The 20,256-nt window shown below is 70.5% G+C and carries 23 protein-coding genes; 13 read left to right on the top strand and 10 right to left on the bottom strand.

Features of this window, described 5'->3' with window-relative positions; all coding sequences use genetic code 11:
• Positions 1 to 75 precede the first annotated feature (75 nt).
• The 6 genes from QRN19_RS17805 (at position 76) to QRN19_RS17780 (ending at position 7,021) form a co-directional block, all read left to right on the top strand.
• Positions 76 to 1,158 carry a FecCD family ABC transporter permease gene (locus QRN19_RS17805; RefSeq protein WP_285028560.1) on the top strand — a complete coding sequence of 361 codons (1,083 nt, stop codon included), beginning with the start codon at positions 76 to 78 and terminating at the stop codon, positions 1,156 to 1,158.
• A 34-nt stretch (positions 1,159 to 1,192) separates the two neighbouring features.
• Complete coding sequence (locus QRN19_RS17800) at positions 1,193 to 2,197, top strand: ABC transporter substrate-binding protein (protein ID WP_285028559.1); 1,005 nt, start codon at positions 1,193 to 1,195, stop codon at positions 2,195 to 2,197.
• A complete protein-coding gene (locus QRN19_RS17795) occupies positions 2,194 to 2,991 on the top strand; it encodes an ABC transporter ATP-binding protein (RefSeq protein ID WP_285028558.1) in 798 nt (265 codons plus the stop codon). The genes QRN19_RS17800 and QRN19_RS17795 overlap by 4 nt, the downstream gene beginning before the upstream one ends.
• Positions 2,988 to 3,797, top strand: a complete 810-nt coding sequence (locus QRN19_RS17790) for a class I SAM-dependent methyltransferase (RefSeq protein ID WP_285028557.1) — start codon at positions 2,988 to 2,990, stop codon at positions 3,795 to 3,797. Before QRN19_RS17795 ends, QRN19_RS17790 begins: the two co-directional genes overlap by 4 nt.
• Positions 3,798 to 3,908: 111 nt before the next feature.
• Positions 3,909 to 5,165 (top strand): heparan-alpha-glucosaminide N-acetyltransferase domain-containing protein, encoded by a 1,257-nt coding sequence (locus QRN19_RS17785; protein ID WP_285028556.1) that lies wholly within the window; start codon positions 3,909 to 3,911, stop codon positions 5,163 to 5,165.
• 176 nt (positions 5,166 to 5,341) lie between these two features.
• Positions 5,342 to 7,021, top strand: a complete 1,680-nt coding sequence (locus tag QRN19_RS17780; protein ID WP_285028555.1) for a RecQ family ATP-dependent DNA helicase — start codon at positions 5,342 to 5,344, stop codon at positions 7,019 to 7,021.
• A 24-nt stretch (positions 7,022 to 7,045) separates the two neighbouring features.
• On the opposite strand, the gene QRN19_RS17775 is transcribed toward QRN19_RS17780, so the two are convergent.
• Genes QRN19_RS17775 through QRN19_RS17765 form a run of 3 tightly spaced genes read right to left on the bottom strand, consistent with a single transcriptional unit; the run spans position 7,046 to position 8,572 of the window.
• On the bottom strand, positions 7,046 to 7,639 hold the full coding sequence (locus QRN19_RS17775; RefSeq protein WP_285028554.1) for an HAD-IA family hydrolase: 594 nt from the start codon (positions 7,637 to 7,639) through the stop codon (positions 7,046 to 7,048).
• The gene (locus tag QRN19_RS17770) at positions 7,636 to 8,121 is read right to left on the bottom strand and encodes an NUDIX domain-containing protein (protein WP_285028553.1); all 486 of its coding nucleotides are present in this window, start codon (positions 8,119 to 8,121) and stop codon (positions 7,636 to 7,638) included. The genes QRN19_RS17775 and QRN19_RS17770 overlap by 4 nt, the downstream gene beginning before the upstream one ends.
• Before the next feature lie 40 nt (positions 8,122 to 8,161).
• Complete coding sequence (locus QRN19_RS17765; RefSeq protein WP_285028552.1) at positions 8,162 to 8,572, bottom strand: RidA family protein; 411 nt, start codon at positions 8,570 to 8,572, stop codon at positions 8,162 to 8,164.
• 75 nt (positions 8,573 to 8,647) lie between these two features.
• On the opposite strand from QRN19_RS17765, the gene QRN19_RS17760 reads away from it, so the two are divergent.
• Positions 8,648 to 9,034: a winged helix-turn-helix transcriptional regulator gene (locus QRN19_RS17760; RefSeq protein ID WP_285028551.1), complete on the top strand. Its 387-nt coding sequence runs from the start codon at positions 8,648 to 8,650 to the stop codon at positions 9,032 to 9,034.
• Positions 9,035 to 9,052: 18 nt separating this feature from the next.
• Here the strand turns inward: QRN19_RS17760 and QRN19_RS17755 are convergent, their stop codons facing one another.
• From QRN19_RS17755 to QRN19_RS17735, 5 genes are all read right to left on the bottom strand, one after another.
• A complete protein-coding gene (locus QRN19_RS17755) occupies positions 9,053 to 9,622 on the bottom strand; it encodes a hypothetical protein (protein WP_285028550.1) in 570 nt (189 codons plus the stop codon).
• 38 nt (positions 9,623 to 9,660) lie between these two features.
• Complete coding sequence (locus QRN19_RS17750) at positions 9,661 to 10,821, bottom strand: hypothetical protein (RefSeq protein ID WP_285028549.1); 1,161 nt, start codon at positions 10,819 to 10,821, stop codon at positions 9,661 to 9,663.
• A 34-nt stretch (positions 10,822 to 10,855) separates the two neighbouring features.
• Positions 10,856 to 12,058 carry a M20/M25/M40 family metallo-hydrolase gene (locus tag QRN19_RS17745; RefSeq protein WP_285028548.1) on the bottom strand — a complete coding sequence of 401 codons (1,203 nt, stop codon included), beginning with the start codon at positions 12,056 to 12,058 and terminating at the stop codon, positions 10,856 to 10,858.
• A 54-nt stretch (positions 12,059 to 12,112) separates the two neighbouring features.
• The gene (locus QRN19_RS17740) at positions 12,113 to 12,592 is read right to left on the bottom strand and encodes a hypothetical protein (protein WP_285028547.1); all 480 of its coding nucleotides are present in this window, start codon (positions 12,590 to 12,592) and stop codon (positions 12,113 to 12,115) included.
• Positions 12,593 to 12,809: 217 nt separating this feature from the next.
• Positions 12,810 to 12,956: a hypothetical protein gene (locus QRN19_RS17735; protein WP_157579891.1), complete on the bottom strand. Its 147-nt coding sequence runs from the start codon at positions 12,954 to 12,956 to the stop codon at positions 12,810 to 12,812.
• Between the two features lie 100 nt (positions 12,957 to 13,056).
• Between QRN19_RS17735 and QRN19_RS17730 the strand changes: the two genes are divergently transcribed.
• Positions 13,057 to 13,284: an RNA-binding S4 domain-containing protein gene (locus QRN19_RS17730; protein WP_285028546.1), complete on the top strand. Its 228-nt coding sequence runs from the start codon at positions 13,057 to 13,059 to the stop codon at positions 13,282 to 13,284.
• A gap of 50 nt (positions 13,285 to 13,334) precedes the next feature.
• Here the strand turns inward: QRN19_RS17730 and QRN19_RS17725 are convergent, their stop codons facing one another.
• Together QRN19_RS17725 and QRN19_RS17720 are read right to left on the bottom strand one after the other, a co-directional pair.
• Positions 13,335 to 14,174, bottom strand: coding sequence for a hypothetical protein (locus QRN19_RS17725; protein WP_285028545.1), 840 nt, complete (start codon positions 14,172 to 14,174; stop codon positions 13,335 to 13,337).
• Between the two features lie 111 nt (positions 14,175 to 14,285).
• Positions 14,286 to 14,555 (bottom strand): hypothetical protein, encoded by a 270-nt coding sequence (locus QRN19_RS17720; RefSeq protein ID WP_285028544.1) that lies wholly within the window; start codon positions 14,553 to 14,555, stop codon positions 14,286 to 14,288.
• 193 nt (positions 14,556 to 14,748) lie between these two features.
• Between QRN19_RS17720 and QRN19_RS17715 the strand changes: the two genes are divergently transcribed.
• The 5 genes from QRN19_RS17715 to QRN19_RS17695 all read left to right on the top strand — a co-directional run bounded on the left by QRN19_RS17715 (position 14,749) and on the right by QRN19_RS17695 (position 20,210).
• Positions 14,749 to 14,931 (top strand): hypothetical protein, encoded by a 183-nt coding sequence (locus QRN19_RS17715; protein WP_285028543.1) that lies wholly within the window; start codon positions 14,749 to 14,751, stop codon positions 14,929 to 14,931.
• A complete protein-coding gene (locus tag QRN19_RS17710; RefSeq protein WP_285028542.1) occupies positions 14,928 to 17,909 on the top strand; it encodes a helix-turn-helix transcriptional regulator in 2,982 nt (993 codons plus the stop codon). Before QRN19_RS17715 ends, QRN19_RS17710 begins: the two co-directional genes overlap by 4 nt.
• Before the next feature lie 212 nt (positions 17,910 to 18,121).
• Positions 18,122 to 19,090 carry a ketopantoate reductase family protein gene (locus tag QRN19_RS17705; protein ID WP_285028541.1) on the top strand — a complete coding sequence of 323 codons (969 nt, stop codon included), beginning with the start codon at positions 18,122 to 18,124 and terminating at the stop codon, positions 19,088 to 19,090.
• Positions 19,087 to 19,620, top strand: a complete 534-nt coding sequence (locus tag QRN19_RS17700; RefSeq protein WP_285028540.1) for a TetR/AcrR family transcriptional regulator — start codon at positions 19,087 to 19,089, stop codon at positions 19,618 to 19,620. The genes QRN19_RS17705 and QRN19_RS17700 overlap by 4 nt, the downstream gene beginning before the upstream one ends.
• Positions 19,621 to 19,667: 47 nt before the next feature.
• The gene (locus QRN19_RS17695; protein WP_285028539.1) at positions 19,668 to 20,210 is read left to right on the top strand and encodes a GNAT family N-acetyltransferase; all 543 of its coding nucleotides are present in this window, start codon (positions 19,668 to 19,670) and stop codon (positions 20,208 to 20,210) included.
• Positions 20,211 to 20,256 lie beyond the last annotated feature (46 nt).

Here is a 20,256-nt window from a genome sequence, read left to right as displayed (position 1 = left end):
GACTCTGCAACGGCCGCACGGGTCGAGGGCAGCACGACGGCGCACACGGGTCATCGGCAGCGACACGCTCAACCCGTGCTTCACGGGGCCACAGCGTTGAGCGGGGTCGTCGTCGCGTCCATCCGGCGCGACCGCAGGCGCGACGCGGCGACGACCATCGGGCTGATCCTGCTCGCTGTGGCGACGACGCTGACGGCGGTCGCGATCGGTCCCGTCAGCATCGACCCGACGACGGTCGCCGGCGTCCTCGCCCGACACCTCCTGGCGACGACACCCGGCCCCTGGCCGGACTCGATCGATCAGATCGTCTGGGCGACCAGAGCACCGCGGGTGGCCATGGGACTCGTCGCGGGCGCCGTGCTCGCGTCAGCGGGCGTCATGCTGCAGGCCCTCGTCCGGAACGCGCTTGCGGACCCCTACCTGCTCGGGCTCAACTCAGGTGCCTCCACGGGTGTCGCCCTCGTCGTCCTCGTCATCGGCGGTGGAGGCGCTCTCCTCACCGCGGGCGCGGCGTTGGCCGGAGCCATCGGCGCCGTCTTGCTGGTCGTCCTCCTGGCAGGGGTCGCGAATCGACGTGGGCCCCTGCGGTTGGTCCTCGCCGGGCTCGCCGTCGGGTACGCGCTGAACGCGACCACGAGCTTCCTGGTCTTCTCCAGCGACGCACCGGAGGCCGCCCGTTCCGTGCTCTTCTGGTTGCTCGGCTCGCTGGCTTCGGTGCAGCCGGTCGCCCTCCTCGCCGCGGCGGTCTCGGCGGTGATCGGCCTCAGCGCGCTCGTCGCCCTCGCACCCTGGACCGACGCATTGGCGTCGGGTGACGACTCGGCCAGGTCGGTCGGGATCGATCCTGAGCGAGCGCGGGTCGGGCTGATGGTCGGCGTCTCGGCGATGGTCGGCGTGACGGTCGCGGCCGTCGGCGGTGTCGGGTTCATCGGACTCGTGATCCCGCATCTCGCACGGCGACTCGTCGGCGGACGTCACCGGGTGGTGCTCCCGGTCGCCGCACTGCTCGGCGGCATCGTCCTGGTCGCCGCCGACACCGTCGCCAGGACCGCGTTCGCACCCCAGGAGATCCCCGTCGGCGTGATCACCGGGATCCTCGGCGCCCCCTTCCTGCTCGTCCTCCTCCGACAGGGCCGAGGCGCCCGGTCCGAGACCTGACCCCTCCACCACTCATCAGAACGGAACACACCCGATGACCACACCCCGACTCCGGCGAGCGCTCCTCGCCGCGACCGCCCCAGTGCTCGCGCTCAGCGTCCTGAGCGCCTGCACCGCCCCCACCGCCGCCGAGACGTCCACCGCGCCGAGCGACGTCGGCTTCCCGGTCACCCTCGACAACTGCGGCACGACGATCACCCTGGACGCCCCGGCACGACGCATCGTGCTCGTGAACGACGACGAACTCCCCAACCTGGAGGCCCTGGGAGCCGTCGACCGGATCGTCGCCATCACCGCGACCCCGCAACCGGGTCTCTACGACGATGCGACCTACGCCGCGCTCGACGCACTGTCGCCGCTCACCACCGAGCGGAACGCGACCGGCGGCTCCGTCGTCTCCCAGGAGAGCATCCTCGGCGCGGCACCCGATCTGGTCATCGCCCCTGAGAACGCCGTGGACCGCGGTGCGCTGGCGGCGAGTGGTATCCCCGTCTACTCCCCCACCGCGTACTGCTCGAACCCGGATCCGGAGCTCAGCACGACCGCGACCTTCGACCGGGTCTGGGACGAGGTCCGGTCACTCGGAAGCCTGCTCGGCGCTGACGACCAAGCCGAACAGGCCATCGCCGCCGCCAAGGCGTCGGTGGAGTCACCGGCCCCCGACGCGGGGACCGCAGCCGCACTCTACGTCTCCTCCGGCGGCGCCGTGCTGTCACCGTACGGCGGCCCGAGCATGGTCACGCCGGTGTTCGCCGCCGCGGGACTCACCAACGTGTACGCCGATTCGGACCAGCGGGTGTTCGACGCCAGCGTGGAGGACATCCTCTCGCGCGATCCCGGCACGATCGTGCTGCTGTACTCCAGCGGCGATCCGCAGAGCACGATCGACACCTTCCTGGACACGCCGGGCGTCTCCGGGCTGAGCGCCGTCCGCGACGATCGGGTCATCGCCCTCCGCTTCCCGTACACGGATCCCCCGAGCCTGCTGTCGATCCAGGGGCCGGAGGAACTCGTCCGACTCCTCGACGATCTCGGATGATCGAGGCCACTGCGGTGACCGTCCGTGCGGGCACCCGCACCCTGCTCGACGGTGTCTCCCTCACCGCGGCGACCGGCACCGTCACCGGGATCGTCGGGCCGAACGGCAGCGGGAAGACCACCCTGCTGCGCGCCCTCGTCCGGGCGGTCCGGGTGGCCGGCGGCCGGATCGTCGTGGACGGTCACGACCTCAGTACTCGTCGGCGGCGGTGGATCGCCCGGAGGGTCGCCGAGGTCGGTCAGCGCATCGACCCGGACCCGGGGCTGCGCGTCGTCGACGAGGTGTCGCTGGGCGGTCTCGCCGAACGCGGGGTGCTTCGCGGCGGCGGCGGCGCGCTCGACGAGGAGGTCGCCGCCGCGATCGACACGGTCGGGCTGACTCCGCGGGCGTTCGATCGCCTGGCCACGCTTTCCGGAGGAGAGCTGCAGCGGGTCGCCCTCGCCAGGGCACTCGCTCAACGTGCACCGCATGTCCTGCTCGACGAACCCACGAACCACCTCGATCTCAGACATCGACTCGAGGTCGTGGCACTCCTGCGCACGATCGCGCCCACCGTCGTAGTGGTCCTGCACGATCTCGACCTCGCGGCGCAGGCCTGCGACCACCTCGTCCTCCTCCACCACGGCCGCGTCGCCGCTGCAGGCCCACCTCGCGAGGTCCTGCACCCCGAGCTGATCGACCGCGTCTACGACGTCAGCACCACACGGCACGACGACCCGGCGGGCCGGGTCCGTTTCGACTTCTCGCTCCCTCCGCAACGACACCATCACCCCGACACCAAGGAGTCCACATGACCGGAACCACTTCGCCCGAAGACGCGACGGCACTCGCGACCGCCCGGAACCTCGCATCGCGCTGGGACGCGCAGCAGACCGGGTACATCAGGCACCGAGCCGAGCGGTTCGACACGATCGCGCGGGTCGTCGCGGCGATCTGCGCGGATTCGCCCACTCCTCGCATCCTCGACCTGGCGGGTGGGACGGGGTCACTCGCCGAGCACGTCCTCGCGGCCGTTCCGAACGGTCGGGCGGTCGTCGCGGACAAGGACCCCGCGCTGCTCGCCATCGCCACCGACCTCGCGGCCGCCGACCCCCGGATCTCGGTCGCCGAGATCGACCTCGCACGGGCCGATTGGACCACCCATCCGAGCATCGCCGACACCCCGTTCGACGCGGTGATCTCGTCGACCGCGCTGCACTGGTTGCAGCCCGCCGAGCTCGTGGAGGTCTATCGGGTGTTGCCCGACCTCCTCCGGCCGGGCGGCATCGTCCTGAACGGCGACCACCTCTCGTACAGCGGACACCACGAACCGACCCTGGCCGGCATCGCCAGGGCCGACGACGAGCAGATGCAGCGGGAGACGTTCTCCGGTGACACCGACACGTGGGATGAGTGGTGGGAGGCTGTCGCCACCAGCCGGCGATATGCCGACGCACTCCGCCGCCGCGACGAGGTCTGGGGCTCGTCGCTGCACGAGGCACCACCGAAGGTCACCCTGGGGTTCCACCTCGAGACCCTCCGTTCCGCCGGTTTCGCGGAGACCGGGACCGTCTGGCAGTACCTCGACGACTACGTCCTGTACGGCGTCACGGCACCCTGAACGCCCGGGGCGCAGCGTGCGTGCTGCGCCCCGGCTTGTCACCCCGGGGACGAACGCTCATCATCCGCTGAGCGGACGCGGCCACCGCCGGCCTCCGGCTTGACTGATGCGATGCCCGATCTCAACACGCCTCTGAGCGCCCCACCGATCAGCGTCCGTCCGACGAGCGTTCGAGCCCGACTCATCGGTATCGACATCGCCCGTTTCATCGCCATCCTCGGGATGGTCACCGAACACGTCTGGCCCCGGGTGCCGGGCGAACCGTGGTCGATCCGTGATCTTGCCGCCGGGAACGCCTCGACCCTGTTCGCGGTCCTCGGCGGTGTCAGCATCATCCTCGCGACCCAGAGCGCCGTCGACCGCGGCCACCCTCGTGGCGCGTACCGCTCACTCATCGCCCGCAGCCTGGCGATCATCGTCATCGGACTCACCCTCGGCCTGCTCCCGGCACCGGCGATCAACGTCCTCGTCTACTTCGGGGTCGCGATGCTGTTCGCCGTCCCGTTCCTCCGTGCGCCGTCCTGGCTCATCGGAACCGCCGTCGCCGTCCTCGCTGTCGGCGGTGGAATCCTCACCGCCTGGTCGCGCATCGGGATGGACGCGCTCCAGGAGTACGCCTCCATCTCCTGGCTCGATCTCGGCCAGCCGCTCAGCGCCCTTCGCGGCGTCCTGGTGACGGGCACCTACCCCGTGGTCACGTGGCTGACCTACCTGCTCATCGGCATGCTCGTCGGGCGGTCCCTCCTCCGCCAGCGGACGGCCCGCACTCCGATCACGATCGCGTCGATCGGGCTCCTCGCCGCCGCCGCCGCCATGATCATCGCCACCGCGCTGTACACGCTGGTCGGTCGGGACGCCCTCCTCGCCCTGACGCCGGGTCTCGCGCGGCAATTGCCTCCCGGGTTCACCGTCGACGCCGTATTCCGGAGTGCCGGGATGGGCGCGGCCGCGTTCCGCTGGCCGGACCTGTTGCTCGACAGCCCGCACACCGGGACCCTGTTCGACATCGGTCGGGGCGCGGGTGTGGCGCTCCTCGTAATCGGCATCACCACGCTCCTGTCGAAGCCGCTGTCGGTTCCGGTCCTCGCGCCGATCCGTCGTGCCGGGGCCGCTCCCCTCACGAGCTACACCTTCCACCTGATCGTGCTCACCGTGCTCCTCGTCGCGGCCGGCACGGGGCAGGACACGACGTGGACCTACGGTCCGGTGGCGTTCGGCGCTAACCTCGGCGCCATCCTCGTGGTCGGAGGGTGTCTGGCGCTCCTGCGCCGTCGCGGCCCACTCGAGACCCTCGTCTCCGCCGTCTCACGCTCAGCCGCCGGGGGCGGCCGACGTCGCGAAGATGTCTCACTCAAGCCTCACCGGTGAGGCCCGAGGACTGTCAGCTCAGGATGCGACGTCGACCGGATCCCACGCTAGGCCGGACCACCGACACCGAGCAGGAGACACCGGCCTCGGGCATCGCGTGCGAGCCTGATCTTGCAGAGCCGGTCGCCCTCGTCAAGCGGGCTCGTGAGGTCGGTGGCCGGAGGTACCGTCTCGACATGGGTTCCTCGCGCACGTCCACCGGCTCCATCGATCGCATCGCCCGCGACGACTTCGGATGGGACACCTTCCTGCCCGGACAGCGGGAGGCGATCCAGTCGGCGTGCGCCGGTCGTGACACGCTCCTGGTCCTCGCGACCGGCGGCGGGAAGTCGGCGGTCTACCAGATCGCCGGCGCCCAGCGCGGCGGGGTGACCCTGGTGGTCTCCCCGCTCGTCGCGCTCCAGGCCGACCAGCTCGCCTCGATCGACGCGGCACCGGACGCCCCTCCGGCCGTCGCCCTCAACGCCTCGGTGGGCCCGGCGGCGATGGAGGAGGCGTGGACGCTCATCGACGCGGGCGGGCCCGTCTACGTGCTGCTGGCTCCTGAGCAGCTCGCGAACGAGGAGACGGTGGCGAGGCTCCGGACGGCCGGCGTCCCGCTGCTGGTCGTCGACGAAGCGCACTGTGTGTCCTCGTGGGGGACCGACTTCCGCCCCGACTACCTGCGCCTGGCCGACGTCCGCCGCGAACTCGGCGATCCACCCGTCCTCGCGATGACCGCGACCGCGTCCGGCCCCGTCCGCGCGGAGATCATCGACCGGCTGCGCATGCACGACCCGGACGTGCAGGTGCACGGCGTCGACCGGCCGGAGATCCGGCTCGTCGTCCACCGTCACGAGAGCGAAGCGGAGAAGCGCGCCGCGGTCGTCGACGAGGCCCGAAGCTGGACCGCACCCGGCCTGGTGTACGTCGCGACGCGGCGCGAGACGGAGCAGTACGCCGACGAGATCGCGGCCGAGGGTCGTCGGGTGGCCGCCTACCACGCGGGTCTGAAGACCACGGAACGTCGTGCCGTCCACGATCGCTGGCGCGCCGGCGAACTCGACGTCGTGGTCGCGACCTCCGCGTTCGGCATGGGCATCGACCGCGCCGATGTGCGTTTCGTCCTGCACGCCACGACCACCGAGTCGCTCGACGCCTACTACCAGGAGGTCGGGCGCGCGGGACGGGACGGTGAGCCGGCGACCACCGCGCTGCACTACCGGGCGGAGGATCTCGGACTCCGCCGCTTCTTCACCAAGCGGTCGGTGTCGGAGTCGGCGTTGCGCGCCGTGTGGCGGGCAATCCGCGCGACCCCGGGCGTGACCGTCGGCGACCTCGCCGAGCAGCTCGATCGGCCGCGGCGCACGGTCGCCCGCCTCGTCAACGACTTCGCGGACGCCGGACTCGTCGACACCGCCGACGGTGTCCGCGCCGTCGACGAGGTCGGCCCGAAGCGCGCCATCGGTGCCGTGCGGGAGACGCTCGAGTCACGCGAGCGGATCGCGGAGTCGCGGCTGGCCATGATGCGTGCCTACGCCGAGACGTCGCACTGCCGCCGGCGGGTCCTGCTGGAGTACTTCGGTGTCGAGGCCCCCGAGTGGTGTGGGAACTGCGACGGCTGCGAACGGCACGAAGCGCAGCTGGAACACGAGCAGGAGCACGCTCAGCAGCACGCCGGGACGGACACCGCCACCGGTGCGTCGCCGCTGCACGTCGACCAGGCGGTGCAGCACGAGGAGTTCGGTCCCGGCACCGTGATGGGTGTCGAACCCGACCGCGTCACGATCTTCTTCGACGCCGAAGGGTACAAGGTCGTGGCACTCTCAGCGCTCGAGACCGGCGTGCTCACCGCCCGCGAGCTCGCCTCGGCCTGAGCACTGGCGTACGAGCACTCCCGCTCAGCGGAGCGGTACGCCTGCCTCGTCGAGGCGATCGCGCAGCTCCCCGACCGTCGTGAAGTGGTGGGTGTGCATGGACAGCCTCGCGGCTCCCGTGAGTTTCGCAGGCGAGTCGTCGGTGAAGAACACCTCCTCGCCTCGCACGTCCAGCGCATCGAGCACGTGCTGGAACGCCCGCACGTCGGGTTTCGTGAAGCCGATGTCCGCCGAGTTGAAGATCGCGTCGACCCGGTCGGCGATGCCCGAGGTCATGAGTTCCGCAGCGATGGTGTCCGTCCCGTTGGTGAGGACCGCGGTCGTGAGCCCCGCGGCTCGGATCCCGTCGGACAGTTCCAGCAGCGCTTCGTCGACCGACCACGTCTGAGCACCCCACTCCTCGGCGGCCGAGTGGTCACCGACGAGACCGCCGATCCGGCTGATCCATTCCGCTCTCGCGATCCGGCCGGTGGTGACCTCGTCGATGAGCGGCGCCGCGAAGGCGGTCCCGGCGAGCGTCCCGGGCTGCAATCCGTGCCTGGTCTCGATGTCGACCACCCGCGCAGGGTCGAAGTGTCGGATCACGCCGTCGAGATCGAACAGGACGACACGGATCACGACCCACCCCGTCCCTCGTCGGCCGTCGGATTCTGTCCGGGAACGTCGTCGACGACGCGATCGATCCAGTCGCGGCGCGGCAGCGACGGGATCTCGTCCCGGGCGAACCACCCGAGTTCGAGGAGCTCCTCGGGGTCGGCGGTCGCCTCGCTGAGGAGTTCGCAGTCGTAGGCGGTGGTGACGTACCCGACGTGGTCGCCGTTGGGATAACGCACCATCATCGGTTCGCCGCCGTACACCCCGACGATGCCGCGGATGCGGACCCGGGCGCCGGTCTCCTCGAGGACCTCGCGAAGCAGCGCGTCGGCGGGTTCCTCGCCCGGCTCGACCCCGCCGCCGATCAGACTCCAGAGACCGGAGTGGTGATGGCGACCGAGGAGGAACCGGTCCCCGTCCCGGATCACCGCGGTGACGCCGGGGAGCATGAGGAACCCGGTCCCGATGTGGGAGCGGATCGAGGCGACGTAATCGGACATCGGCATGCGGGGAGTCTACGGAACCGGCCTGACCGCTCGGCGAGACTCAGTCGAGGATGGCCGTCGCCTCGACTTCGACGAGCACGTCCGGCTCGAAGAGGTAGTCGACGCCGATGAGCGATGACGGCGGCATCGGCACCGGAAGGCCGATCTCCTCGGCGACCTCGTGGACACCGGACATGAAGGCGTCGATCTGCTCCGGCGACCAGCCGGTGACGTAGAACGTCAGGCGGAGCACGTCCTGGAATCCGGCACCGGCGCTGACGAGGCCGGCGTGGGTGTTGCGCAACGCCTGCGCGACCTGACCTGCCAGGTCACCCGGAGCGACCGGCGTGGCATCGGCCGTGCGAGCGATCTGCCCGGAGACGTGAAGGTGACGGGTGCCGGTCCCCACGGCGACGTGGTGGTAGGGGACGGGCTGCATCAGGCTGTCGGGTGAGGTGAGACGGACGGTCATCGAGGACTCCTTCGATCGGTTCGGTATCTCAGGAATACCTGGTGTCGGGAGGGCACTTCAACGAGACTGGGTAGCGTGACGGATACCACCCACTCCGCGTCGAGCCGGTTCGAGATCGACGCGCCCCACCGCGAACTGCTCGACCAGGTGCTCGACAAGTGGTCGCTCCAGGTGCTGAACGAGCTCTGCGAGCGCCCCCTGCGATTCAGCGGACTCAGACGCCTGATCCCCTCGGTCACGCAGAAATCGCTCACCGCGACACTTCGTCGACTCGAGCGGAACGGCGTGATCGAACGCGTTGTGCTCAGTACCAGGCCTGTCGCGGTCGAGTACCGGATCACGCCGCTCGGGAAGACGCTGCGTCCACCGGTCGAGACGATCTTGGCCTGGGCGAACGACCACCTGCCCGCGATCGAGGCGGCGCGGAACCGGTTCGACGACGAGCAGGACGGCGGGATCTGAGACGATCCCGCGCAGGGCTCAGCGCAGGCGACCGCCGGTGAACGCGCTTGCAGCCGCGGACACGGTGTCGAGCGGTGCATCGATCGCGACCTCGCCGATCTGGAACCCGAGCTTGCCGAGCGCGGCGAACGACCGCGGCGTGAGGGTCGTCGTGACGCCCGGTGACTGCGGCGCGAGACCAGGCACGAGGTGGAAGGTCAGGATCCGCCACTTGCCGCGGGAGCGGACCGAGACGCGCTCGATCGCACCCCACGGGAGGAAGACCTCGCCCTGCGGGATGACGCCACGAAGGCCATTCGCGTCGAGTGTGAGCACCGTGCGCGCCACCGACTGCGCACCGCGGACCGTCGCGAACTGCACGACCGCGAACAGCATGAGCCAGGAGATGACGCTGAAGGACAGTCCGGACAGCATGCCGAGGGCGAACCCGCCGGACGTCGTGGTCAGCACGGCGAGCAGCATCCCGAGCACCGGGATCAGTGCCGCTCCGATCAGGGTGAGGACGAACGCCGGGCGGGTCGCCCGCTCCGTACGCATCGGGTCGGAGCCGACGATGAGCGGGGGGAAGGACTGCGGTACACCGTTCATGTGGACAGTATGCCGTTCAAGCGCCTGGCTCCGTGGCTTCAGCGAGCGGTGAGACCGGAACCATCGGCGGCGGCGACGAAGGAGGTGCTGCCGTAGTCGTCGCCGATGCTGAAGGTGACCTGCGGTGGCCCGGCCGGACGGGCGAAGGTGGGGCTGTCGACGTCGGTGTCGGTCGAGCGGACGACGTATGCGAGCGCGTCACCCACCGGTAGGTCGACCTGCTCCGCGCCGTCCTGCATCAGCGCCCACACCCGGTCGAGCGCGACGTCGGACCAGGAGAACTGCTCGGCCGCCGATTCGGGTTGGATGCTCGCCGCGCCGTCGTCGGTGACCTGGCCGTACCGGTACTCCCACCGGTCGGTCTTCGTGTCCCCCACGGTGAGCGGCGCCTCGACGATGACGAAGTCGGCGGCGACCGTGATCGACACGACCCGGTCGTGCCCGATCGCCTCCTGGAGCGCCCGTTGCGCCTCGGCGAGCGCCTCCGGACGACGGAGGTCGGGTCGGAGGCGTCCGTCCTCGAGGGCGACGATCGTCTGGGCGACGGACTGGTGGTACGGGACGACCACGATGGCCGCTGCGGCGACCGCGACGATCACGAACAGGGCGATGCGGGCGGGACGACCGGCCCGGCCGACACCGAGCAACGGTCCGCGTCGTCGTCCGTCGACGATGCGCCGGTGCGGGTCGACGGGGAGGAACGGGACGGATGCCCGAGCCGGGACGCGCACCCGCGAACGCTCGGCGGCCGAGAGCTCGCCGGCGTCGATGAATGCGACCTCCGGCCCGCCGTCGAGCAGGATGGCGACATCGCGCTCCGTGCCGGGCTGGAACATCGGGATGGCGGTCACCGGTACGACGGTGCGCATCGTGCTCGCGAAGGCCGGGCCGTTCAGCGGCTGGACGGTGAGGTCGAGCTCGCACAGCGGCTGGTCGTTGATCTGGGTGCCGGTCTGACGGAGCGCATCGACGCGGGCCACCCCGAGCCGACGAGCGTCCTTGGCCTGCTGGACGGCCTGTGGCGAAGCACCGACGGCGTTCCCCACCGACCGGGCCACGAGCGTGAGCACCGAGGTCATGATGAAGACGGGGAGTGCGACACCGGCGACCGCGTACCCGACGTCGGGAGGCCCGACGGCGATCACGATGACGCCGCCGAGCAGAGCACCGAGAGCCGCGAAGGCGATCAGACGAAGCATGCCTTCGACCCTATCGGGAAGCGGAACGGTCTGGTCAGGACGTCCCGGGGGCCGGCCTGGTCGACAGGGCGTCACGGGTCGCGGCGATGACCGCCTCAGGGAACCGCCGGAGCTGGTCGACGTCCACCCATTCCTCCGCCGCGTGCAGTCCACCACCGGCGGGGCCGCACACGACGGTCGGGATCCCAGCCGCCTGCCAGAGCGCCGACTCCATCCAATACGGTGCTCCGACCGCCGCCGGCGCAGCACCGGCGCGGGAGAGCTCCATCGCGAGGACATCGGCGAACCGCGCAGCCGGCCCCTGCTCATCGGCCTCCCAGGCCTCGCGCTGATGGGTCAGCCGAGCGCTCGTGCGGAGCCCGGGCGTCTTCGCGGCGACCGCCTCGAGCATCTCCTGGACCTCGATCAGGGCGTTCTCCGCGCGTTCACCCGGCAGGATGCGCCGTTCAATGACGAGGGTCGCGTCGGCGGCGATCGTGAACGGGGCGCTCCCCGCCCGGACCACGGTCGTGGTGAACGAACCGTGGTCGAGCAACGGGTGCGCCGGTCGCCGATGGAGCTCGTCGTCGGCCCGCTCAACCTCCTGCAGCAGAGCGTCCAGGGCACGGATCGCATCGACCGCCAGACCGGGCTGTGACGAGTGCGCGGCCGTCCCCTGCAGTGTGACCTCGACGACCGCGTACCCCCGGTGCGCCGACACCCGGTCCAGCCAGGTGGGCTCGGCGATGAGGCACACGTCCGCCGTCACACCACGATCGGCGAGGTGTCGGAGGACGGCTGCGGCCCCCACGCTCGCATCCTCCTCGTCGGCGACGCCCGTGAAGACGACCGCGCCGGGGTGGTCGGCCGCGGCGAGCCGCTCCGCGGCGACGATCAGCCCGGCCAAGCCGGACTTCATGTCGCTGGCGCCGCGCCCGTACAGCTTGCCGTCCGCGATCCTCGGGTTGAGGGGGTCGACCATGCCCTCGACCCCGACGGTGTCGAGATGGCCGTTGAACACGACCGTCGGCCCCGGCTGCGATCCCGCGTGCACGGCGACGACGCTGACGCGCTGCGCATCCTCCGGCGCGGGGACGAGGTCGACCACGAAGCCGGCTCCCTCGAGTCGCTCCGCGATCACCGCCGCGATCCGCCCTTCACCGGGAGCCCCGGGGACGAGGCTCGGACTGACGGAGTCGATCGAGATGATCAGGCGGGCGAGCTCGAGCGCGTCGTCGCCGGGGCTGAGGTCGGACATCTCACGACGATAGCGGGATGCTCTGCCCGGGCGTGAGTGGTCAGCGCCTCGGCGTCACTCCGCCGACGGCGCGCGCCACGTGCCCGCTCCACCGAAGGAGACCGACTCGAGCGTCGCCCCCTCCGGCACCATGATGAGCTGGCACCCCTCTGCCTTGCCGTCGGCCACCTCGCCGAGACCGGTGCAGTCGAAATCCCCACCGAACTTGAGGACGTTGATGGGCGACGCCTCACCGTTCGACGCCTTGGCCTTCCAGAAGTTCTCGTTGAGGTCGCCGTCCGAGCCGTCGTTGAACTCCACCTCGTACGTCACGAAGTAGGGCGTCTGGCCGGCGAGTTCGTCGAGCTTGAGATCGGCGACATCCTCCGCGGTCCGCTGCTCGATCCCCGTGACCGTCATCATGCCCTCGGAGATCCGGACTTCATCGCCGATCTCGCCGCCCGAGCTCCCGCACGCGCTCAGGAGCAGCAGTGCCGGAACGGCCAAGGCTGCTGCCGAGGTGCGGATGATGCGCTGCCGGAATGTGTGCCCCATGGTGATGCTCCCCCTGATCGACGGTTGTTGCCCTCAGGGTCCAGCTTGGGGCACGCCACGACGACGCTCAATGGGGACTGCTCCCCACCGCCGGCCCGTCGAGGTCGACACCTGGGCGGATCGCGGCGCTGACGGCGAAGAACAGAACAGGCGCCCGTCTCCCTGAGGGAACAGGCGCCTGAGCGCATCACCGACCGCGACGGGCCGCCGATCGGGACTAGCGGTTCTTGACCCGCGTGACGGCGTCGGTGTTCTCCGAACGCGCATTGCCGGCCTTCTTGTCGGCCTTGGCGGTGCGCTTCTCCTTCAGCGTCTTCGCCGGTGCGGTCTTGCCGCCTTCTTTCCGTGCGGACTTCTCGCCCATGATGGTGCTCCTTTGCGAGTCACGGTGACCCGGTACCGCTGAGGGTACAGCCACATCCTGTCCCCCGGTCCAGCCGGCGCATCCTTGTTAGCATTCGGGGATGACGAACCCGGCACAGATCACCGACGTCCCGATCGGCGGCGAGGGCATCCGACTCGGCCAGTTCCTGAAGTTCGCCGGCCTGCTCGACTCCGGTGGCGATGTGAAGGCCGCGATCGCCGACGGCGCGGTAACGGTCAACGGCGAGGTCGACCGCCGACGCGGCCGGCAGCTGCAGCTCGGCGACGTCGTGTCGCTCGAAGGGCGCAGCGTCCGCGTCCGCCCCTGAGCGACGACGCCTGCGCGCTCAGCCCGCACCGTACCGTCAGCGCTGGAACGTCAGCCCTGCGCGGCACCCGATCCGGTCACCTGGGTCGTCTGGAGCGACGACGGGAACGTCAGCGTCGCCGCCCACCACGCGTCGGTGTCGGGCAGATGGAGGATGACGATCCCGTCCGTGATCGACCGCGCACTCACCCGGTAGCCGAGGATCCGCGGCGGGAAGGTCGCCACCGGGGGCGTCTGCTTGACCGCCGACGACAGGGTGGCGCGTTCGCCGACCCGCTGCTCGCCCGCGCTCGACTCGATCCCGCCGGCGAGCTCCAGGAGCTGCAGTTTGCCGTTGCGGCCACCGTTGACGGCGGAGACGCCACTGAGCGCGAACACGAAGTCGGGCTTCCGCGCGTCAGGGCGGAAGGCGAGCAGTCGGAAGCTGTTGCGCACGGTGACGAACAGCCACCACGCGAGGAGCAGGGTGAGGAGCGTCGTCGTGACCGCCCAGAACCACTGCCAGAAATCGGGACCGGCCGGAGCCTCCAGGGCGACCTCGCCCGTCTGGTCGCGCACCCACACGTCGAGGGTCTCACCGACCTGGATCGTGTCGCTGCGGATCTCGTCGGACCCGGCCGTCCCCGGGACGTCGTAGGTCACCGTGACGGTGCGGTACTCCTCCCAGTGCTTGCTGCGACGGGACCCTTCGAGCACCCGCTCCGTCCCTTCGTCGACCACCTGCCCGGTGGTCGTCGTGTAGCTCGCCGTGAGGTCGGCGGCGAGGTCCCGGACGTTCCCGAACCCGACGAACCCCGCGAGGGCGGTGAGGAAGACGAGGGCGATCACGAGGACGGTGCGCCCTCGCACCGCGCGGTTGATGTACCTCCGGTCGATCGTGGTCGTGCTCACTGATGCCCTCCGGTCGCGGCCCGCTCAGGACCGACGACGATGCTACGAGATCGCGGGCGAGCCCCGCGATGGGGAGGACTCCCCTGGTCGCGGCCGGTGTCAGGCCGGACCTCAGAGGCCGTAGAACCCCAGCTCCCAGTCGATCGTCTCCGTCGGGCTGAGGTCGACGTGCGTCGACTCGGACACGTCGTTGGTCGTGAAGTAGATCGACGTCCCGGGACTCACGAAGACGCTCGCGAAGTCCTCACCGACGACGTCCAGGTCGACGAAACCGCCTCCGGACAGCGCGGTGCGCTCCATCGTGTCCTTCAGGGTGGTGATGACCGTGCCCGGGTCCAGGTCGTAGACGAGCCCGCCGAGGGTGAGAGTGCTGCTTTCCATCGTGATGTCCTCAATGAGGTCATGGTGCGCGAACGGCAACCGTACGCCATCGGGCGGTGCGAACCCGTCTTACGGGTCCGCGGCGACGCGTTTTCGGCGGAACTAGGGCAGATGCCCGAGGTAGGCATCGGGCCTCAGCGAGGAACGTGAGTGGTCGAGCACGGACACGAGCACCGTGCGCAGCGGAGGGACCATGTTGATCACGAGTGCGAGCTACAGCCCGTTCACGTCCGTCGAGACGAGACGCTTCATCGAGCAGGAATTCCAGCGGGACCTCGAGCGGGAGCGTCGCCGCCGCGAACGACGACGCGAGGAGCAGCGGCAACTCGCGGAGGCCGCGGCCGATCGTGACGAGGGTGGGACCATGGAGTGGTGAGCCTGCCCACCACCAGCCCGACGATGATCGGGCGCGCCTCCGACCTCAGAGTGCTGCAGGCCGTGTTCGACGCCGTCGCCGCCGGCGAGTCACGCAGCGTGGTCCTGAGCGGCGAGGCCGGTATCGGCAAGACCCGCCTGCTCACCGAGTTCGCGCGGTCGGCCCGGTCCTCGGCACTCGTGATCACCGGTCAATGCGTCGATCTCGGCGACGTCGCCGCGCCCTACGCACCGGTCCTCGGCCTCATGAAGGACCTCATCGCGCAGCGCGGGCGCGACGCGGTGCTGGAGGCCGCCGGCCCGGGCAAGGCATCCCTCGCGACGCTGCTGCCGGCGCTCGGTCCCGACGCGGAGGATCAGCGGGAGGGCGGCGTCGGGCGGCTCCACGAGACCGTCGCCGTGCTGTTCGAGGCGCTCTCCCGCGACCGGCCGGTCGTCGTCGCGATCGAGGACGTCCACTGGGCCGACGGTGCGACGCTCAGCCTGCTCGCCTTCCTCGTGCGCGTCCTCACCGATGCCCGCGTGATGATCGTGCTCACCTTCCGAAGCGAGGACGTCTCCCGCGGGCACCCCCTGCGCGGGTTCCTCGCCGAGCTCGATCGCACGAGGCGCGTCGAGCGGCACAGCCTCGAACGGTTGAGCCGCAGCGACGTGCTCCGCCAGGCGATCGCCATCCGTGGCACGTCGCTCGACACGGTCTCGATCGACAGCGTGTTCGCGCGGAGCGAGGGCGTCCCGTTCTTCGTCGAGGAGTTGCTCGGTCTCGACCAGGACCGCGACGGCGAGGGCGACGAGCTCCCGGACACCCTCCGCGAACTCCTGCTCGCGCGCTACGAGCGCCTCGCGCCCGCAACCCAACAGCTGCTGCGCGTGATCTCGGCCGGCGGGGTCTGCGTCGAGCACGCCCTCCTGGAACGGGTGTTCACCGGGAACCCCGATTCCCTCGACACCGGTGTGCGGGAGGCGATCGGGTCGAACGTCCTCGTCGCGGACGCGACCACGTACGAGTTCCGTCATGCACTGGTGCGGGAGGCGATCCACGACGACCTGCTGCCCGGCGAACGGAGCCGGTTCCATGCGGGGTTCGCCGAGGCGCTGGAGGCAGGCTTCGGTGGCGAGCCGGTCGCTGCCGCAGTGTCGCACCACTGGATGCTCGCCCGCGACTTCGGACGCGCCTTCCCCGCGACCGTCCGCGCCATGGAGCAGGCGCACGCTGCCTTCGCGTACAGCACGGAGGCGCAGCTCGGCGAGCGTCTCCTGGAGATCTGGGATCAGGTCCCCCATGCCGCGGCGCTCGTCGGGCGCTCGCGTTCGGAACTCATGCGACGGACGGCGAGCGCGTTGCGGAATGCCGGCTGGACGGACCGTGCGATCGCCATGGTCGACGAGGTGCTCGCGACGCCGGAGGACCGCGACGACCTCGATCAGGCCAAGCTCCTCCGCGACAAGGCGTTCTACCTCGCCAACCTCGGCCGGCCGGGTGCGGTGGACCTCCTCGAGCAGGCACTCGACCGGGTTCCGCCAGGTACCCCCGGCGACCTGCGCGGGGTGCTGTTGACGAGTCTCGGCGCGCGGCACATGATCATCGGACGGCTGGAGCGGGCGATCGAGTACGCCGACGAGGCCGCCCGTGAAGCCGTCCGCACCGGTTCCGCGCGGAACGCTTCGGTCGCCGCGAACATCGGTGGGATCGCGCGCATCCACCACGGCGACCTGGAGAGCGGCAGACGGATGCTCGCGACCGCTGAGACGTTGGCTGACGGCGACGGCAGCGCCCTCCTCCGGTACCGGGTGAACGCGTCCGACATGGCGAACCTGCTCGGCTCGTACGAGGAGGCGCTCGCGTCGGCATTGGAAGGTGTCGCGCGGGCGAAGGAGCTGGGCGTCGAGCGCAGCTCGGGCCTCATCCTGTCGTCGAACGCGGTCGATCCGCTGGTGGCGCTCGGACGCTGGGACGAGGCGGAGGAACGGGTCCACCGGGCCCTGGCACTGCAGCCACCACTCGCGTTCTCGGTGTACCTGCGCCAGTCGCTGATCCTGCTCACCCTCTGGCGGGGAGACGCCGAGAGCGCGGCGACCATGTACCGCCGGTGGCGGAAGGGGATGCTCTCCCTGTCCGGCCTGGAGGTGCAGACGCGGTTCGGCGTCGCACGCGTCGTGATGCAGGTCGGGCTGGCGGCCGGCGACCTCGGCGGGGCATGGTCGTCGGCCGGCGTCGGCGTGTTCGATGCACCGGACCACCGACCGATGCCGGCGTACGACCTCCCGGCGCTGGCGGACGCGGCTCGCGTCCTGGCGCGGGTCCGTGTCGCGCTGGCCGCCGGCGCCCTCGACGTGGCGTCCGGCCCCTTCGCCGGCGTCGACGAGGATCAACTCCGGCAGCTGGAGGAGCGCTGGCGGGCGCTGCTCGCCGAAGAACGGTTCTGGCCGACCGCGCCGCTGTGGAGCGCACTGGTCGACGCCGAACTCGGCGGACCGGACGGCACCGGTGACGACGTCGGTGCGTGGGAGGCAGCCCGCGCGATGGCCGAGCGGCCGTTCGCACCGGCCGTACTCGCGCCCTACGCAGCCCTTCGACTGGCGGAGGCACGCGTGGCCGTCGGTGATCGTCCCGGCGCACAGGACACGCTCGTCGTCGCGGTCGCGGAGGCGACCAGGCTCGGTGCCGGCCTCGTACTCGATGGCGCGCGGGCGTTGGCGGAGCGAGCGTCGCTGAACCTCGACGGCCGCCCCCGAGCGCGCGGCACGAGCGGCTCCGTCGAGTTGACCGCCCGAGAGCGCCAGGTGCTGCAGCTCATCGCGGCAGGCTTGAGCAACCGACAGATCGGCGAGCGCCTGTTCATCAGCGCGAAGACCGCGAGCGTCCACGTCTCGGCCATCCTGCGGAAGCTCGGTGTGGCGACGCGGACCGAGGCCGCCATGGTCGCCGGAGCGAGCGGGTTGCTCGCGGCGAGCGCCGGACACGCCGACCGACCCTGACGTCCGCCTGGCGGTGAAGCGGGTCCCGGCCGGAATCGAAGGGAAGCCGGCCGGGAACCCCGACAGGGCGAACGGGTCCTCTCGGGCATCAGCGTCATCACGAGGGCGGACGCCGCGTAGCCCGTTGCGTTCTGTGGACAGCAGCATCCCTGTACACTCAATAAACCGACACTTGTGTCGGATTATTGGCACGCGACAGCAAGGGAGAGCACATGCGCATCGTCATCGTGGGTCGGGGCGTCATCGGGGTGACCTACGGGTGCGTCCTGCGCGAGGCCGGCCACGAGGTCCAACACCTCCTCCGCGACGCCGACCCGCAGGCCCGGACGGCGACCACCACGGTCGATCTCCTCGACGGACGCGAGCAGCCGCCCGTCGACCGCTCGTTCCACTATCCGCTCACCCCCGTGACGTTCGATCCGGAGACGGTCGACCTCGTCCTCGTCTCCGTTCCGGCCGAGGCGCTCCCCGGGGCGATCAAGTCACTCCGTCGCCGCGGACTCGATCGACGCCTCCTGCTCATGGGCGGATTCTGGGGGTCCCGCGATGAGCTGCAGGCGCTCGTGGGCCACGACGACCATCTCCTCGGCTACCCGATCGCCGGCGGACGACGTGACGCGGAACTCGTCGAGAGCGTCCTCTTCGACAGCGTCCGACTGGCGCCGGCGTCCGCTCGAACCACCGCACTCCATGCAGCGGCCTCGCGGGCGTTCCATGACGCCGGGCTGACGGTGGAGCGGACGCCCCGCATGCTCGAGTGGCTCTGGGTGCACCAGGCGGTCAACGCCGGGATCATCTCCGCGATCGCCTCCGGGTTCCGCCCGGGGGACGGGATCGGCGACGTCGTCTCACGAGCGTTGGCGAGCCCGCGAACCCTCGCTCGGGGCATCGGCAACATCCGTGAATGCCTCCGGGTCGTGCAGGCCCGCGGGGTCCGGCTCCGCCACCACCTGCGGGACATCGCGCCGTTCACGCTCCTGCCGAAGGCGCTCGCCGCGCGCGTCATGGTCCTCATGTTCCGGAAGGACGTCCTCAGTCGGCGCATCATGGAGCTGCATCACAACACGGACGATATCCTGGCGCTCATGTCGGAAGTCCACGTGTCAGCCGCCGAGTCGGCTGTCCCTGTCCCCCGGTTCACCCGCGACCTCGGTCGCGCGCGGGACGCCCTCGCCTCGTGAACGCGCTCAGCCCGACGTCGTCACGCGCCCGCGAACACCTGCGGCAGTCCGCTGTCGCCGAGTTCCGGGAACGCGGCTTCTGGCGGACGACGATGGATCACGTCCGACTGGCCGCGGACGTCTCACGCGGGGGCCTGTACTACCAGTACGCCAACACCGAGGAGATCCTCCTCGACGCGCTCGAGCACGAGCGCTCAGGGGACGACGTCAACGATCTCGAGGGCTTCCTCGCCGAACAGGCGACAGCGCTCCACGACATCGACGCGACCCTCCGCCCGATCGTCTATGAATACGTCCTCGGTCTGCCAGCCGACCATCGACGAGCACTCCTCGTGGAGCAGTTCAGGCAGGCCGAAGGAGTGGTGGTCGGGATGCTCGGCGACGTCTCCGACGCCGACGATCGGGCCTTCCTCGCCCGGCACATCGTCAGGCGCCTCGAAGGACTGTCGATCGCAGCCATGGCAGGAGCACTCGACGACGAGGACCTGGAACGCGAGCTCGCCGACCTCCGCGGCCTGACCGCGGGTTGAGCACGCGGCCCCCACATGACGATGCACCCTGTTGCGATACTGGACGGATGCCAGAAGTGACCATCCGACCAGTCGAGCGCCCGCGGGACGACGATGCGTTCGTCGAGTTCCTGAGCGCACACGAGTTCCCGTTCCACATGCAGCCGCGACCGAGCGCGGAGGAGGCTCGCAGACGGCTGACCTCCGGCATCGTCGACGGGCCCGGTGCCTTCGGATGCTGGGTGCTCGCAGACGGTGAGGTGGCGGGAATCGTCACGCTCGAGGACCTCGAGGACGACACGGCGTTGATCGACCTGCGCCTCGCCGAAGACGCACGAGGGCGCGGGATCGGCACGGCGGTCCTGCCGGTCATCGTCACCGAGGTGTTCGGCCGGTTCCCGTCGGTTCGCAAGCTCGAGGGGCAGACCCGCGAGGACAACGTCGCCATGCGTCGTGCCTTCCGCCGGGCCGGCTGGGTGAAGGAGGCCTACTACCGCGAGGGCTGGCCGGTGGCCGGAGGGGATCCGCTCGCCTCGGTCGCCTACGCGATCCTCCGGAGCGACTGGCAGTCGGGCACGACGACGCCGGTCCCCTGGGACGACGAGCCGTGAACCTGGCCTGCATCCATCGCCGGGTACGGGCGCCGAGGACGACCCT

It is taken from the genome of Plantibacter sp. ME-Dv--P-122b, from assembly GCF_030209375.1.
Taxonomy (GTDB): Bacteria; Actinomycetota; Actinomycetes; order Actinomycetales; family Microbacteriaceae; genus Plantibacter.
This window is presented reverse-complemented; position numbering and strand designations above follow the sequence as displayed.

Coding starts and splice junctions, on each gene's coding strand:
- QRN19_RS17800 (WP_285028559.1), top strand. CDS start 1,193: ATGACCACACCCCGACTCCGGCGAGCGCTCCTCGCCGCGACCGCCCCA.
- QRN19_RS17795 (WP_285028558.1), top strand. CDS start 2,194: ATGATCGAGGCCACTGCGGTGACCGTCCGTGCGGGCACCCGCACCCTG.
- QRN19_RS17790 (WP_285028557.1), top strand. CDS start 2,988: ATGACCGGAACCACTTCGCCCGAAGACGCGACGGCACTCGCGACCGCC.
- QRN19_RS17785 (WP_285028556.1), top strand. CDS start 3,909: ATGCCCGATCTCAACACGCCTCTGAGCGCCCCACCGATCAGCGTCCGT.
- QRN19_RS17780 (WP_285028555.1), top strand. CDS start 5,342: ATGGGTTCCTCGCGCACGTCCACCGGCTCCATCGATCGCATCGCCCGC.
- QRN19_RS17770 (WP_285028553.1), bottom strand. CDS start 8,121: ATGCCGATGTCCGATTACGTCGCCTCGATCCGCTCCCACATCGGGACC.
- QRN19_RS17765 (WP_285028552.1), bottom strand. CDS start 8,572: ATGACCGTCCGTCTCACCTCACCCGACAGCCTGATGCAGCCCGTCCCC.
- QRN19_RS17755 (WP_285028550.1), bottom strand. CDS start 9,622: ATGAACGGTGTACCGCAGTCCTTCCCCCCGCTCATCGTCGGCTCCGAC.
- QRN19_RS17750 (WP_285028549.1), bottom strand. CDS start 10,821: ATGCTTCGTCTGATCGCCTTCGCGGCTCTCGGTGCTCTGCTCGGCGGC.
- QRN19_RS17745 (WP_285028548.1), bottom strand. CDS start 12,058: ATGTCCGACCTCAGCCCCGGCGACGACGCGCTCGAGCTCGCCCGCCTG.
- QRN19_RS17740 (WP_285028547.1), bottom strand. CDS start 12,592: ATGGGGCACACATTCCGGCAGCGCATCATCCGCACCTCGGCAGCAGCC.
- QRN19_RS17735 (WP_157579891.1), bottom strand. CDS start 12,956: ATGGGCGAGAAGTCCGCACGGAAAGAAGGCGGCAAGACCGCACCGGCG.
- QRN19_RS17730 (WP_285028546.1), top strand. CDS start 13,057: ATGACGAACCCGGCACAGATCACCGACGTCCCGATCGGCGGCGAGGGC.
- QRN19_RS17720 (WP_285028544.1), bottom strand. CDS start 14,555: ATGGAAAGCAGCACTCTCACCCTCGGCGGGCTCGTCTACGACCTGGAC.
- QRN19_RS17715 (WP_285028543.1), top strand. CDS start 14,749: ATGTTGATCACGAGTGCGAGCTACAGCCCGTTCACGTCCGTCGAGACG.
- QRN19_RS17705 (WP_285028541.1), top strand. CDS start 18,122: ATGCGCATCGTCATCGTGGGTCGGGGCGTCATCGGGGTGACCTACGGG.
- QRN19_RS17695 (WP_285028539.1), top strand. CDS start 19,668: ATGCCAGAAGTGACCATCCGACCAGTCGAGCGCCCGCGGGACGACGAT.